Origin of the sequence: Gluconobacter japonicus, from assembly GCF_002723975.1 — a bacterium.
GTDB classification, from domain to species: Bacteria; Pseudomonadota; Alphaproteobacteria; order Acetobacterales; family Acetobacteraceae; genus Gluconobacter; species Gluconobacter japonicus.
In genome coordinates this window covers 1-14,902 of the sequence record NZ_BEWO01000022.1, presented here as the reverse complement: position 1 = coordinate 14,902, position 14,902 = coordinate 1, and the positions used below count along the sequence as shown (strand labels likewise).

Annotated in this window: 13 protein-coding genes and 1 pseudogene; all 14 read right to left on the bottom strand. The window is 64.7% G+C overall.

The window, feature by feature from the left end; translation table 11 throughout:
• Positions 1–6: 6 nt before the first annotated feature.
• Positions 7–513: a type 4 pilus major pilin gene (locus GJA01_RS12300; RefSeq protein WP_062503004.1), complete on the bottom strand. Its 507-nt coding sequence runs from the start codon at positions 511–513 to the stop codon at positions 7–9.
• Between the two features lie 88 nt (positions 514–601).
• The gene (locus GJA01_RS12295; RefSeq protein ID WP_062503006.1) at positions 602–1,726 is read right to left on the bottom strand and encodes a type II secretion system F family protein; all 1,125 of its coding nucleotides are present in this window, start codon (positions 1,724–1,726) and stop codon (positions 602–604) included.
• The gene (locus tag GJA01_RS12290; RefSeq protein WP_062503008.1) at positions 1,723–3,366 is read right to left on the bottom strand and encodes a GspE/PulE family protein; all 1,644 of its coding nucleotides are present in this window, start codon (positions 3,364–3,366) and stop codon (positions 1,723–1,725) included. The genes GJA01_RS12295 and GJA01_RS12290 overlap by 4 nt, the downstream gene beginning before the upstream one ends.
• Positions 3,363–4,538: a type 4b pilus protein PilO2 gene (gene pilO2, locus GJA01_RS12285; protein WP_062503010.1), complete on the bottom strand. Its 1,176-nt coding sequence runs from the start codon at positions 4,536–4,538 to the stop codon at positions 3,363–3,365. The genes GJA01_RS12290 and pilO2 overlap by 4 nt, the downstream gene beginning before the upstream one ends.
• 9 nt (positions 4,539–4,547) lie before the next feature.
• The gene (gene pilP, locus GJA01_RS12280) at positions 4,548–5,165 is read right to left on the bottom strand and encodes a type IV pilus biogenesis protein PilP (protein ID WP_062503012.1); all 618 of its coding nucleotides are present in this window, start codon (positions 5,163–5,165) and stop codon (positions 4,548–4,550) included.
• The gene (locus GJA01_RS12275; RefSeq protein ID WP_062503015.1) at positions 5,162–6,871 is read right to left on the bottom strand and encodes a pilus assembly protein PilN; all 1,710 of its coding nucleotides are present in this window, start codon (positions 6,869–6,871) and stop codon (positions 5,162–5,164) included. The genes pilP and GJA01_RS12275 overlap by 4 nt, the downstream gene beginning before the upstream one ends.
• Positions 6,868–7,752, bottom strand: a complete 885-nt coding sequence (locus GJA01_RS12270) for a toxin co-regulated pilus biosynthesis Q family protein (RefSeq protein ID WP_062503017.1) — start codon at positions 7,750–7,752, stop codon at positions 6,868–6,870. Before GJA01_RS12270 ends, GJA01_RS12275 begins: the two co-directional genes overlap by 4 nt.
• Positions 7,752–8,771, bottom strand: a complete 1,020-nt coding sequence (locus GJA01_RS12265) for a TrbG/VirB9 family P-type conjugative transfer protein (protein ID WP_062503019.1) — start codon at positions 8,769–8,771, stop codon at positions 7,752–7,754. Before GJA01_RS12265 ends, GJA01_RS12270 begins: the two co-directional genes overlap by 1 nt.
• The gene (locus GJA01_RS12260) at positions 8,768–11,935 is read right to left on the bottom strand and encodes a type IV secretion protein DotO (protein WP_099282387.1); all 3,168 of its coding nucleotides are present in this window, start codon (positions 11,933–11,935) and stop codon (positions 8,768–8,770) included. Before GJA01_RS12260 ends, GJA01_RS12265 begins: the two co-directional genes overlap by 4 nt.
• The gene (locus GJA01_RS12255) at positions 11,932–12,465 is read right to left on the bottom strand and encodes a hypothetical protein (protein ID WP_145993790.1); all 534 of its coding nucleotides are present in this window, start codon (positions 12,463–12,465) and stop codon (positions 11,932–11,934) included. The genes GJA01_RS12260 and GJA01_RS12255 overlap by 4 nt, the downstream gene beginning before the upstream one ends.
• Positions 12,462–12,866, bottom strand: coding sequence for a hypothetical protein (locus tag GJA01_RS12250; RefSeq protein ID WP_061487569.1), 405 nt, complete (start codon positions 12,864–12,866; stop codon positions 12,462–12,464). Before GJA01_RS12250 ends, GJA01_RS12255 begins: the two co-directional genes overlap by 4 nt.
• A gap of 47 nt (positions 12,867–12,913) precedes the next feature.
• Positions 12,914–13,459: a hypothetical protein gene (locus GJA01_RS12245; protein ID WP_061487570.1), complete on the bottom strand. Its 546-nt coding sequence runs from the start codon at positions 13,457–13,459 to the stop codon at positions 12,914–12,916.
• A gap of 9 nt (positions 13,460–13,468) precedes the next feature.
• On the bottom strand, positions 13,469–14,656 hold the full coding sequence (locus GJA01_RS12240) for a hypothetical protein (protein ID WP_145993789.1): 1,188 nt from the start codon (positions 14,654–14,656) through the stop codon (positions 13,469–13,471).
• 56 nt (positions 14,657–14,712) lie between these two features.
• Positions 14,713–14,902, bottom strand: a pseudogene (locus GJA01_RS12235) (DotG/IcmE/VirB10 family protein); the annotation flags it as partial.

Genomic DNA, 14,902 nt, shown 5'->3' with positions numbered 1-14,902 from the left:
ATGGGCTCAGCCGGCGTATTCGAAGGTGACGGACGCGGTGCCGGCGGCGTTGGTGGCGTTGCAGGCATTGGCGATCCTGGTCGCGGCGTCAGGGTCGGACATCGGGATATCGTCATCGTTGATGTTGACCTTCTGAGGCGCCTGGCTGCGGGCGAAGGTCGCGCAGGAATCATTGTCAACACCGGTCCAGGCCACCTGGAAGCCGTTGTTCCATGTGCTGACGATCACACCCGAACCGCCCCACGGCCCGTTGATGGTGGTTCCATCGCCGTTGAGCATCGATTTGGGTATGAGAGCGGCCTTGATGACGGAGCTGTTCGAGATGCTCGAATAGTTCCGGGCCATCATGCCGCCGTTGTAATATGACTGGATGTTGGTTGCGATCTGGCTCTGTTCGCCGGCGGCGGTGGATCCGTTGTTCTTGGCGAAGACTTCATAGGCGCCGGCAAGGACGGCGACGACGGCGAGCAGGACCGCGCCCGCCTTGACGAGGAGAGAGATGATCTGATCCATGGTTAACCTCCTGCTATGAACCTGAGCCCAGTATCGGCGTGGCGTTTGTGAGTGCGCGCACGGGAGAGTTCTCTTTTTCCTGGCGCGCTCATGACGGGAGGGATCCGCCCATATCGGAGCCGATATTGTTGGAGGCGACGATGATCGCGCCGGCGAGGAGCATCATGATGGTGGTGGCGATGCTCTTGATCGCGGCGGCCTGGGCGAGGGTCGCGTATTCGATCTCGTCGGCCCACATGCGGCTTGAATCGAGCAGACGCTCATAGGCGCCCGTGCCGCCCCAGCTTGCCTCGATATCGTCGATGACCTCGGGAGACGGAAAGGCGAAGCCGCTGTCTTCCATGGCCTCGGGCAGGGACATGCCTTTCGGGCCGAGGCGCGCGAGGATGGCGGCGAGGCGTTCGCCCAGCCAGGGTGAGGCGCCGTGCATCTGATGGGCGAGGGCGTCCGTGTCGGTCATGCCGGCGCGCACGAGGGCGATGAAGGAAGATATCCAGATATATCCGTGGATGTTGCGGTAGATGGACCAGGGCGGGAACCGCTCGAGTATGACGCGCAGAGGGCCGGTGAGCTTTGTCAGACTGAGCCAGATGGCTGTTATGACGAGAAGCAGCGCGCTGAGGATGAGAACGGCGTTGGCGCCGGTGGCGAGGCTTGCGGCAAAGACCAGAACCTCCTGGGAGGTGCTTTGCGTGGTCTTGCCCCCGACGCCATGCAGCAGCGTGGGGATGACCATTTTGGCCATGGCGTAGAGATAGATGAAGATGACGGCGATATACATGAGGGGCTGCAGGGCGGCGCTGCGGGCCGCGCGCATGATCCGGCCGGTGCGTGTCTTGATGTCGCACATCAGATCCATGGCGGATGCGATATCACCCGCCTTCTCGCCGGAGAGGATCATCATATATTCGTCTTCGGGCACATAGGGTCGCAGGGCCTCGGCGAAGGGCAGGCCCTTGTCGGTCATGCGGGACAGGACGCGTTCGAGGATGCGTGGCACCGACGTGCGGCGCCGTCTGCGCAACTGGCGGGCATACATGCGCAGGATGCGGTCGACCGAGGATTTCTGCCGCATGCGGACGGAGATCATCCGGTAGAGGCGGGCCCGGGTTTCCCAGCGGAACGACATGTGAATATCGAGCCATTCGGTGAAGTCGGCCGTAACGCCGGGGCGCGGCTCGGCCGCCGAGGTGTAGACGATCTTCAGGCTCATGCGCCGACCGTGGCGCCTGCGTAGCGCTCTTCCATTACGGCGGTTCTGGTGCGGATCCTGTCGACCTTGGCGGTGACCTCGTAGGGATCGACGATTCCGGCGAAGGCACGGGTCATTGCCGTCTCAACCATGGACGGATCGACGCCCTTGCGGGCGCGGAAGCGGTGGCGGGCGATGGACACGCCGTACTGCACGAAATCGCTCATGAGCTGTTCGTCGGTCTCGACTACTTCTGCGACAGCGGTCCGGCCCGCGATTCCGGTGCCCAGGCAGTGCTCGCATCCCGGACCGGTCCGGCGGATCCTGGTGGGGTCGTCTCCCCAGGTGAGAACGGCCTGACAGGTCTGGCGAGGCATGCGGTCGTCATCGGGTGACCACGGTACCGCGCAGTGTGGACACAGGACGGGCAGCAGACGCTGGGCGACAATGCCGCGCACGATCGAGGCGTTGCAGGTGGTCCGGAAGCTCAGACGCTCGAAATCCATGTTCTGCAGGCGCAGGGGATAATCGAAGGGATCGTCGACGTGCAGTGTGGTCATCACGAAATGCCCGGTCTGGGCGGCATCGAACGTGGTGAGTGCGACCTCCATATCGCGGATTTCGCCGACCATGATGTCGTCGGGATCCATACGCAGGGCGCTGCGCAGACGTCCCTTGAATTCGCGCCCCGCCGCCGCTGCGGACAGAGCGTTGGAAATATCGAGCTGGATGGCCCAGGGCATGGGATATTCCGCCGGCTGCTCGATGGTGACCAGACGGCGACCGGGCTGGGTGCGGGCTTTGTGCTGCGCCCCTTCATACAGAAGGGTGGTCTTGCCGGATCCGGTCGGGCCGGTACAGATCAGAACGCCTGACGGCGCGATGGAGATATTGAGGATGCGGTCGATCTGCGCCTGGGAGAAGCCGTATTCGAGCAGCTTGAGGTGTCCCTCGGGACGGCGGGGGGTGCGGAATTCCGTGGCGGTGCGCGCCCCCCGCCGTCCGCCGCCGGATTTGGCATACTGGAGGCGCATAACCATAAATTTTCCGCCCTCGGCAACGGGCAGGCAGGGACCCTTGACGATACGGACGTTCGCCAGCCCCGTGCCCTTGAGGACGTCGCCGGCGACGGCTGCATCCTGGAATTCCATTTCGCTGTAGGCGCTGTCGCGCGAACTGGCGAGGGTATACATGGCGCGCAGCAGCCGGTCTGCATGATCATTGGTCAGTTCGTGAGCCACCACGAGCGTGCCGTTGATCCGGAAGAGGATTTCGGTGTGTCTTTCCTTGCGGTGGATATGGACGTCGGAGACGCCGTTTTCAGCGCCTTCGCGCAGGAGCGCCAGTGCTTCGTCCCGGACTTCCGCATCCTGGGCATCATCGCGCGAGACAATGGCGTTGTCGTGATGGGCCTGCTGGATGCGCTCGGTCAGGGTGCCGATCAGTTCCCACTCAACGCGCAGTGTCGCCAGGCCGGGGTGTCGGCGCAGTTCAGCCAGCCAGGCAAGAACGTGCGCCCGCCGTTTGAGCGCTTCATTGATAAAGACGGTCTGGTTGATTTCGTCGATATGGATCTGCCCTCTCAGCTCGGCGGGAACATGGATCGCCGTTTCAGCTGTGTTCGCGGTCCTGCCACCGCGGGAGAGGAACGGGAATTTCATGAGTGACGCTCCTGTTTCGGGGTGGGGAGCAGGGGATGGGAGAAGGCCACGCGGAACTGCCAGCCTCCCGGACTGGCCTGATCGGCGAGAACGGTGCGTTTCATTTCGATGACCCGCAGGCCGCTGAACCGGTCCCATGGGAGATCATGAGGTGTGCCGGGCCAGATGAAGACTGCATGGGTGTTGAGTGTTGGCACTTTCCGGTTACCGACCATGAGGGTGATGGTTGCCCGGTTGATCTGGCTGGCGACGCCGGCGGTCTGAAGAATGCCGAACAGGGCACGTTCTCCGAACGCCGGATCGGCTGGCATGCTCCGGCTGGGCGCGTAGCGCAGGGGAATAGGACTTTCGACCGCTTCGCCATTGCGGACGATATCCCCTGAAGGCGCATCGCTCAGGACGCCTCCCCGGCGGGTCCAGGTGACCAGCAGCGTATCGTCGTGGCAGACAAGCTGGGCCATGACCCAGCCATGAACAAAGGTGGCTTCAGGGACGGCAGCGATGCAGGCGTCCACCCATTCGCCGGGTGGGATCTCACGTGGGGCTTGGGCCCGCGCAAGTCTCTGCTGCGACCGAAGGAGCGCTTCGCGCGCCAGCTGCCTCGCCACTTCGGCCTGATGAAGGCGATAAAGATGGAGCCCCTCGCCTGCGAGCAGCAGCAAGGCCAGGGCCAGGGCTCCCGCGAGATAATAGGGACGAAGCGAGATAGAGCGGACCACAAGGGGAGCGTCTGGCAGGTCCGCCTGCAGGGCCTCGAACTGTTCAAGGGAGAGAAGGTCGCGCCGCTCGAAGACAAAGCCCTCGAAACCCGTACGCACGGCCTCGACAGCTTCTTCGCTGTAAACACCGTCCGAGCCGGGCAGCGGTCGTCCCTCGTCGTCGGTGGCGATGACCCAGATCTGGTCGATCCCGACTTCGTATTCGCCATAATAGCGCGGCCCGTATTTCTCTGCGACCGCCACCATCAGGCTGTGGAAGGGTTCGCGAGGATCGAGCTTCTCGGCCGCGAGAAAGCCGATGAGGCCGGGCAGGGCAGAGGAACGGACTGTATAATGCGCTCCAAGGGAGAGCGCTTCGCGCCGCAGGGTCAGCACCGACGGGCGTCGCTCATAGGCGCGCCACCACAGATCGCCGCACCAGATCCGCCTATCGCCGCGTATGAAGAACGCCATAGCCCCTCCTTACGGCCCGCGCGTCGGGGGCGGCACGAGACTGGAGGCGCCCGGCACCGCGATGATCCGTGTCGGGGTAGGGGCGTCGGAGGAGCCGCGCAGCACGAGCAGGGCGTGGTCCGGGCGGCGCAGAACGACCTGATGGGCGGTGATGGCGGCGACCACGCTGCCATCGGGCAGGATGGAGCCGCGTGCGACTTCCTGACTGCTGCCATCGGCAAAGCGCAGGATCGCGCCAGCCGTGCGGGCGTCAACCCAGATCGTGTCAAAGGTGGGCGGTCCCGCCGTGGGTTGCGCGGGGCCGCCTTCGGCGTGCCTCTCGGGCGCGGGAGCCGGTGGCGCCGCGTCGAAAGCGGAGTGCGTGCCGCCAGCGGGAAGGCTCTGAGCCTTGTCCGTTTCTTTCAGACGACGCTCGTTTTCCTGCATGGCGGTCCCGAGATCGGAGACCTGCTTGGCCTGCTGCATGACGGTGAGGCAGGCGTTGTTGGCGTCGATCTGGGCCATGGTCAGAACCTGACCGGGGGCAGGTTCGAAGAGATGCTTCGCGCATTCGGGAATGGCGGTCTGGCCATAGGCCGGCGATGCGAGAGCCAGGCTGGCGAGAAGTGCTGGTATGCGGTGGCTCATAGGGTGCGGGCCTCCACGGTGACGACAACATGAGTCTTGGTCAGCTGGGCGTCGCCTCCGCCGCCGAGCAGCCAGTTCAGGGCGGAACCGACGCCGGTGCGGTTGCGGGAGGTGGCGTCGTCGACATAGCCGCTCAGCACCAGTGTGGAGCCGCTGGGGAGGGCGACCGTGTCATCCAGAGATGTGCTCGACGTCTTCGGGGCCTGGATGCTGGACCCGTTCGAGGTGATGTTCTGGATCGACAGAAGGGTCTGAAGCAGGAAGTTCGTGTGCAGCAGGATGCGGTGATCGACGACCTTGGGGGTGACGGAGCCCATAAAGCCGGACATCACCACGCCGGGGGAGAGGGAATTGGCTGTTCCCGCGTTGGTGGCGAGGGTGGAGACGGTGCTGGCCAGATAGGTGGTGTTGATGCCGTTCTGGAACGGGGCGGTGACGCCATTGGTCGTGACGACCGAGCGGTCATACTGTTCGGTCACGTTGCCCAGTTCGGAGAGGGCCTGGAACACGACTTTCGAGCCGGAGAACAGACCGCCGGTGCCCTTGCCCGTGTCCAGAATGGAGGCGCCGAAGGAGAAAGGGGTGTCGCCGGACTGGACTGCGGGAACGGAAGCCGGGGTAGACGTCAGGCCGATCAGGCCGCCGTGGGATCTGAAGGCGAGTTGCGGGCTCCAGCCATAATTGCTCTCGCGGGTGATCTTGACGGTGTAGACGTGAACTTCCACGGCCACCTGTTTCATGAGGCTGTCATTGAGCCCGTGCATCCACTCCTCGATGCGGGCGACCTGATCGGGAGTGCCGGTAACGGAGAGGGTTCCCAGTCCTTCATCGGCAACGACCTGTGCGCCGCCGGAGACGGTCTGGGCCGTTTTCTCGATGGTTTTCCACCGGTTGGTCTTGCTGGTATTGGAGATGGAGGCCATGCCGGCCGACTGGCCTGAAGAGCCGCCGGACGATCCGCCCATTCCGCCTCCCATTCCACCGCCGCCCATGCCTCCACCCGACATGCCGCCGCCTCCCATACCACCGCCGGATGAGCCGCTGCCGCCGCCGGTGTAGGCGATGATCGAGGTGTTCGCGTTGGTATCGCCAGGGAACGCCGGGATGGTGAAGGTGCGTGTCTGGGTACGGTAGAATTCGATATGACCGTCCACCCAGCGCTGCCAGATACCGAAGCGTGTTGCGATGGCCTGAAACACACCTTCACGGGTGCCGCTGTAGGCGAGCCAGTTCCCGTTTCCCCGCCATGCGCCAGCGGAGCCGGATGAGCGCCCCCGGGTTCCCGCGGCCGCGGAGAGCGCGGCCGCGACCGGGGGTGGGGGCAGGGAGGTTCCGTTGAAACTGATGGGCGTGCTGGCAATGGGTGCCGCCGGAGTGTCGTCGTCCTGATCGGCATCCGGAGCAATCCGCACGGGAATGCCGGTCTGGCGGCTGGCCTGGATGGCGGCGTCACGCAGGGAGACGGGGCGGGCGATGGTCAGCGCGGACGCCACGCGCAGGACATCAGGGACCGGGTCGACGTCATGGATCGTGTCGCCTACCAGCCAGGGTCTGTCACTATCGGAGACGACCGGGGCGTCGGGCACGTGTCTGTCCCGTGAAACGGCAAGAGCTGTGTCCTCGGCCTGTTTTGCCTCGTGGAAATCGTGACATCCGCTCAGCAGGGCGAGGGCGGCGACCGGAAGCAGGGTGCAGGACGCTTTCATCGGTCTTCTCCTCCGGGTGACGTCACGACGAGGTAGCGGTTGGAGGGATGGAATTCGGCTCGTATGGATTTGCCCTCATCGGCGATCGTGCGGATGACGGTGGTCATGACCGTATGGAAATCGCCGGTGAAACTGGTCAGGGCTGGCACGTTCCAGTTCAGGGCATGCGGCCACTGGATTTTCCATCCTGCGCGATCGGCCCAGGCGATCATCTGCTCGCGGATGGGCTGTCCTTCGACCAGTGTCCAGACCTCTGCCGGGGGCTGGATCGGCGCTGTGGGCACAGGGGACCGTGGTGGTGTCGGCTGCAATGGCACGGGCGCGGAAGTGGCTGAGGTGGGGGCGGAAAGAGGAGCTGCCTGTACGGTGGCGGGCGTGGATATTGATGGCGCTGTTCCCGGAGCCAGAACGTCCCGGGCGGGAATACGGAGCGCCAGTCCTGCCCCCGCACGTAAGGTGCAGCTTCCTGCCCGTCTGAGCGCGCCGTCCGCCTCATGGCCATAGAGGCAGGTGGCGGAGGCATCGTCGACGTCGAGTTCGAGGAGCAGGTTCAGTCCGACGGGCGAGACGGCATAGCGGACGGTATGGGCGCCCGGATAGGGCATTCCGTCCGGAGAAAGGGCAAACCCCCGCTCACGCAGGGTGTCGGTGAGCAGGATCTGGGCATGTGCGGGGTCCGGGCCGCTGAAGGGCGCCAGGCGCAGGGTGGTGTCTGCCGGCGTGAGACTGCTGGCGAGGATGTCGGCGATGAAGACAGTGAGCGCGGATGTGTCGCGGAACTGGGCACCGGTGATATGGGACGTGTTTTCGGGGGCGGGTTGAGCGCAGCCTGCCAGCAGACTGATCATGGCGACACCGAAGACGGTTGCGGGGCGGCGCATCAGGCCTTTCCTCCGTGGGTCATGCGGATAACGGGAGCGTGCGCGCCGGCGCCGATGAGCATGGCGTCATCGACAGGACGGTCGACGACGTAGGAATCACCGATGACCCGGTAGGGCTGGGTGCCGGTCATTGCGGGTGCGAGGACGACGAGACGGGGGGCGGAATTGATGCCGCCTGGCGGGAACTGGATGTAGGTGTGCCCCCCGTCGCGATAGACGCGCATGGGTCTGAAGGGCGCTTCGGGGCCGGAAATCGTGTAGGAGAAGTCCGGGGACGTCTGCGCCACGACTGGTGTGTTTGCGGCTGGCTCTGTCTGGGGGTCGGGTTGAGTGGCCGGATCGTTCGGACTGTACGTGAAGGCCACGATCCGCATGGCTGGCGCGGACGGTTCCAGGGCCAGAACATAGGAGCGCCGGTTTGTTGTGAAGCGTAAAACCGAGGACCGGGCGCTGGGGGATGGTGTCAGGACGACCGCCCATCCTGCGTGGATACCCCGTGTGCCGCGCACAAGATCAGCGCGCCAGCCACTCCCGACTTCGGCGGCGAGGGCATCCGCCTCCATGGTCTCGCCCTTTTGCAACCTGACGATGCAGACCTGTCCGGGTGTGCAGCGGATCCGTGCGTAGCCGTCCCCGAAACCGAACCAGACGACACCCTTTCCGTAGAGCGGTGTCGCTTCATGAGCATGGGGCGGGATGGTCTCATGCAGCGAACCGGAAGTCGCTGCCCCCTCTGGTGTGTCGGGCGTTGTTTCAGGGCGTGCGGATGGTGCCGGCGTGCGTTGCATCGCCCGGTCAGGGGTCGTGGCGAGGGCGACGCTCTGGCGGGCGGGGGTCGGGATCCGCTCATTGAGGCTACCCAGAAAGCCACTGATCCGGTCGAGGCTCTTCTGAAGGGCCAACTCGGGAGAGGGCATTCCAGGCACTGCGACCGGCACGGGTGCGGTTGACGCCTCATGGGCGCATCCCGCGAGACCTGCGGTGCTGACGATCGGAAGCATGAGGCGAAGCATTTTCATGCGTCCATCATGCCCGGAGCATTTGTGAGTCCGGCCTCGTCGTCTCTCTGACGGATGACGGTGCCCAGGCCGGTGCCATCACGCAGTTCACGGGCCAGTTCCTCGATGACCCCGCCCAGAGCCACACTGGCGTCCTGACCGCTTTTCACGCGGGCCGTTTCCCGTCGCTCAATCTCGTCTTCGGCGGTGCCGCGGGGAAAGACTGTCGCCAGACGCCTCCGGGCTTCGGCCGTGCCCAGGGCATCGTACAGGCGCCGGCGCAGGGCCGTGTCTTTCGGGCTGGTCGACAGGGCCCAGAGTTCGATCGGTCCCATCAGATTGAGGACAAACAGTTCATAAACCTCATGATGGACCCGGGTCTGCCAGATCAGCGGTGCGCCACCGCCGTCAGGGCGTGGGCCGTTGAGCCCGGTCTCGACAATGGCGCGGGCGGCCGGGCTGAGCTGGAAGCGGTCACAGATGGCCTTCGCTTCCTTTTCATCGGGAGCGCCCAGAATGAAGCGTCCGGTCGAGTGGGAAATAAGATATTCGCCGAAATCATCCAGTTTCTGGCTTGCGAGGCCGAGCCGGACATTGAGTTTGGCCGCACGCCGCGCGGCCTCCTCGAACTGACGCTGGATGTGTGGCGCGCCTGCGGTGCGCTGAAACTCGTCGCACTCGATCCGTTTAAAGCTTTCGCGGAATTCCTCGAAGCGGCGGCGGTGCCAGGTCCGGACGTGAGCGGGAACATTCCGGGCTTCGTCAGGGTCGAGAAAGAAATTCCGGGCGATGACATGAAAGCCCAGCAGATACATCAGCTCGGTCTGGCGCTGGGACTCACCGAGCCCCTCGGGGGCGACGCGGCTGATATCGAGCACGGTGATCCGTGCGTCCCCCAGATCAAGTTGTGTCGGGCGGTTGAGCGTGGGATATTTGTCGACAAAATGGGTGATGTAGCGTCGGAAGATGTCGAGCGTGCTCTCGTTTCCTGACGTTGGCGTCACCTTTTCGAAGGCGATGCGGATCCGTGGTTCGCGCACGACACGGATCAGGTCGCCGATTGTGGGTACGGCGAAGCGGGTGGCGCGATGGGCCATGCGCATGTCGCCGGCTTCGGCGAACAGATCGGCGATCTGCCACCAGGGCGTGTCGCGTTCGGGCGCGAGGCGGTGCCGGGTGAGGGCCGCGTCCACGCCGTGCGGATCAATCCCCGGACGCCAGACCTTGGGCTGGACGGACGGACCATGATCAGAGAAATATTCAAATGCGGCCGGGATGATCGCATCGATCAGCTGGTTCATCGATTCAAAGGCGGGACCCTCGAGCGGCTTGCAGACCAGACCGAGGAAGTTGCGCAGGAATGTAACGTGGTAGTCCAGCGGCATCCGGCAGCATGTTTCGGTGTCGAAGATGTTGACCGCGTGTTCTTCGATCAGCTGGAAGGGGACATGCAGGGCCAGGTGCTGGTCTTCCGCACGCAGGCCCGCGAGGACCATGTCAACAAAGCCGGATGAGGAATCCCCGACATCGAGCTTGCCAATCAGCGGTATCCGGGGCCCCTGGGCGGTCATGGCCGCAGGGCTGAGGACGGTGTTGAGCAACAGGGCGTTGGCGAGCATTGACTTCCCGCGCCGGGACGGAGCGATAAAGAGATCAAGCACCGCTTCGCGTCCGGACCCGGACGGGTCATAGGGCACGAGGGTTCCGTCCGCGGCGCGGAACAGCATGGCGCCGTCACGCCAGGGTGTGCCGGGACGTGCCCAGGGCATCATGGCGAGGATCTGGGCGAGTGGTCCGGCAGAGGGCGGGGCGGTGGACGCGACGGCCAGTCCGGGCACGGAGGACATGACCCCGGCAAGAGGATCGCCGCACACGCGGCTGGCGGAGGCGCCGCCCCAGGCTTGCACGGCCTGTTCCAGCCGGGAGGCCCGTACACGCAGCGTTTCCGTCTCCCCGGCCGGAGCGGATGTGGCGAAGGCCATGCGCAGCTTGACGACCGTGTCTTCCTGCCGCGCGCGCAGACCCTTGAGTTCCGCGAAAGCGGCGTTGATCGGGAGGTTCGTGCCGAATTTCAGGAAGGTGGCGATCATGTCCTTCCAGGCCATGTAGCCCGGTCGTGTGCCTTCGATCAGGGCGGTCGCGCGCCAGGGCATTCTGCGACCGGCCAGTCTGCACGCGAGTTCCGTGAAACTTGGGATGGGTGTCAGGGGTGCGCCGGCATGGGGGACTTCCGGACAGCGGGTCAGTTCCAGCGGCGTCCAGTCCATGGTGCCCAGCCGGACGGTGGAGAAATCGGGTGTGAAGGCGTCGTCCCGGAAAAGCTGTTCGCGCAGGGGCGGCCAGAGCAGATCGGCGACGTCACGGGGCGGATCGTCGTCGGGAACGCGGTCCGGCGGAGTGCGTAACGGGGTGGAGGGCGTCCACTCGCCGCCGATTGTTTCCGGGTAGAGTTCCTCGCGGATGGCGCGCAACCCGTCCTCGGGAGAGAGCATTTCCGCCTGGACCGCCTCATGGGCGAAAGCCTGGAGCACCCCCTGAACGAAGGTAGAGTGGATGGTGCCGAGTTCGAGACTGCCCAACAGGGGGTTCTGGGCGTCTCCAATTGGGGGAAGGGCGCCGAGCTCGCGTTTTCTGGCGGCTTTGGCCTGGCGGTCTTCCTGGCTGGACAGGCGCCCGGTCCGCGTCCACAGGGCCAGCCATATCCGTTCCTGTCGCATATAAGCGGGCAGGACGCGCTGGCGTTCGGAGAAGATATCCTCGAATTCGGCGTTGAGGGCGGCGGCGATAGTGCGGCGTTCCTCCAGATTGCGGGCGATTGTGGTCTGCACGCCTTCGGGGTCGGCCGCGTAAGAGAACTGCAGCGCGTGACCGGGCGCGGCGAAGAGGCTGCTGAGTGCGAGCCGGAGCCGGGCGGCGGACGCTTTGATCTCGGGACCACTGGAGATGCGCCGCATGCCACGCAGACGCACGATCGTGAGGTAATCTCCTCCGAAGGTCACGATCCCGTTGCGGTCGCAGGTGGCGAGATCGCAGAAGGAGGTGATGTCCCGCTTGAGCAGAAGCGAGGCTGAGGCGATCCCTTTGAGGATCGTTTCGCCGAGGGCGCCGCGTCTGCGGGCCAGCGGAAGGGAGGGGGTCTCACCGGGAGCGCTCGCCTGCGAGGATGGTCGGCGAAACAGGTTCATACGGTCTGTATCTCCCACGTGCCGGAGATGGGACGGGCGGGAGACTTGGCGAACCAGGAGCCAACGGTAAGGCAGCGGATCCCTGAAAGGGCGTGATCCGGTCTGCGAGGGAGGGCGCGGGCGGCGGCGCGCAGGCGTGACGGACGATCGGTTCCGAGAAGACGGACAGCCGGCTCACACTGTTTTTTGAGAGTGTCGAAGACCCGTTTTGCGGCAAGAGGCTCACCGGAGAGCTCTTGTGACCAGAGGGTGGTTTCATGTTTTGCGCTGACGGCCTGCAGGGCGGTGACCAGCCGGCTTAACGCGCCCTGATCGAACAGCGGGCACCAGATCAGCCTGGTGACGCAATCGATATCATACTCGTCCAGAGCAAAGGCCGGCAGACAGGTCGTACACAAAGAGAGTCCCGCAACGGTCCCTGCGGGAGGCAGATGACCACAGCAGTCACAGCGCGCAGGCGCTGTCTGTGCAAGAGGTCCGACCCGCAGGTCGGTGCCGTCCATCATGGCCATCTGCACCGGGTCCATCACTTGTCGAACTTCATCTGCTGCTGTTCGCCGGTAACGGTCGGTCCCTGATTGAAGAGGGTGAAGCTGGCGGTCTTGGCGAGGAAGGGGAAAGCCAGAAGGACGCCGCCGAGCACGCCGGCCGCGACCATCAGACCGGGACGGCTGCCGGCATTGGGATTACGTTGATGCTGATACCAGCCCATCCCGCACATGATCAGCATGATGCTGCCGACGATCCAGCAGAAGGCGTTGAGGAAATAGGCCCATGCGCCCAGGGCGTGGCCAGTCGACTGCTGCATGATGGTATCGATCGCCTGCGCATGGGCCTGGGAGACCAGAAGCGGGGTCATGGCGAGGGTGGCGAGCACTGCTGCAGGCCGGACCTGGGGAAAGGGACGTCTTGGAGAGGAGAAAGCGGACATGAGGGCTCCTGTCAGGAAAGGGGCGGGAGGAAACGGGCGAGCGGACGTCATGAGGTGAGCTTGAGCTCCCGGATGAGGCCCGGGCCGATGACATCGGCGTTCATGACCATGAAGCCTGCGACGATCATGACCATGTTCAGACCGGGAGATGAGTTGTTGGTGCCTTTGGCGCGTCCCACCTGCCGGACGAGGCCGAAATAGACGATCAGGGCGCCGTAGGCGGCAAAGTAGCTGTGCCAGACGGTGAGGATGGCCGTCAGTGCCTGCAGCGGACCGCCCTTTGCAGCGTTGGCGAGTGCGTCTGTTGAAAAGGAGACCTTGGCGGGCGCGCCGAGACCGGCATTGGCGTCGAAACCGAGTGTGCGGTTTCCGGCGTTGAGGAATTCCGGGAAGGACAGGAAGGTGGCTCCGACCGCAATCATGAGCTCAGGGACAAAAGGCTGTGTCAGGAAGCCCAGAGGCTGGCGTGAGCGCTGGACGATGCCCAGGGCTCCCGTTGCGAGGAGCCACGAGCCGCCGATGTAGCAGAGCGCGGGAAGCAGCCACCCGAGGGCGGAGCCGATATCCTGGGCAAAGTCGAACAGTCCTTCCATGGGCAGGGCCTACCGGATAGAGCCGTGTTCGGTGTGAACCACCCATCCGCTTCCGGTCTGGGTAATGGCGCTGATAAGTCCCCACCCCGGGATGGTCTCGCCGTTTTCGACCCGGATGGGATTGCCAGAGCTATCCTGCAGGATGGCGATACCGGGGGCGCCAGCCTGAACATGATAGACCGGGCGGGACGGTGCAGGCGGCTGGGCTTTCTGGGTTGGTGCCGGTTTTGTGCCGGAAGCCGTTCCTGATCCCGCAGGAGGCGCATTGCCTTTTCGCGTGGGCTTCGGGGTGGCTTTGAGGGCCTGATCCGTCTGGTCTTCGCGGTGTTCGAGTTCGTCGAGACGTCCGCTTACCTTCCCCAGGCCCATGTTGATCCGCTCGCCCAGAGTGTCCTGCACGGCGGACAGACGCTGGTCCAGGGCAGAGACATGCACGTCGAGCTCGTGGAGTTTCCCCGCCAGTTCGAGTTCAAGTTTTGCATCCGGTGAGGGGGCAGAGTCCGGCGTGGACGTGGCGACAGAGGCTGACGGAACCGGTGGCTGTGCTGTTTGGACAGCAGGTGATGCCGCCGGTGCGGGCTGGACAGTCACCGGGGCAGTGCTTTGTGGCATGGGGGGCGTTGCCGGCAGCTGGACGGGCGTCTGTGCAGGGGCAGGCGGAGTGGAGACCTGTCCGCTTTGCACGGCGATGCCGCTGCCGCCGAAGGGATCGCTTTCGTCGCTGCCTGCCGCCTCGAAAGGGGGAGCGGCAGGCGATGGGCCTGGATCGGTCTTCTGTCCAAGTGCTGGAGGCGTCAGGGCATTCGCCTGTGGAGGCGGTGCTGCCTTTGGTGCTGCGGTCTGTGGCGCTGCTTTGGGCTTGTCCATAAGGAAAGGCACCATGATACCGAGGCGCGGCCCGTAGACGGCAATTCCCATTGTAAGCGCGCCACCGGCCAGTGCGATGGCGGTTCCACCCGCCAGAAGGCGGCTGAGCCCGGTGACCCGGTGCCCGCGTTGGCTGGGGGGTGGGTCAGGAACCCGTCCGTGGGAGATGACAGGTTCGTCACTCTGCGCAGGAGCCGGGGTTTCCGCCGCGACCGGCGTGTCGGGGGCGGGACGGGCATGCTCCGGTTGTTCCGGTCCGGGGCGTGACGGGACACGAAGCATGGGCGTGACGTGTGTGACATTGTCCTGGCGCATTGCGCTACCTCGCATGGCGATGACCCTCCTTCTGGCAGGTTTGAGGATGCCAGAGCCGTTTGTGAGTGCGATCAGGGCGCATAGACAGGCTCATCGAAAAGCACGCCGACAGGATCTCCTGCGTTGAGCAGAACGGTTGGCTGTTGCGGGGTCTGCTGCTGGAGGATCTGGCCGAATTCCTGTCCGGCGCGTCCTGCAGCGACGCCCATTTGCTGGGGCAGGGTGAGGTGGGTGAAGGACTGCAGGCCGAGGCCGGCAGTA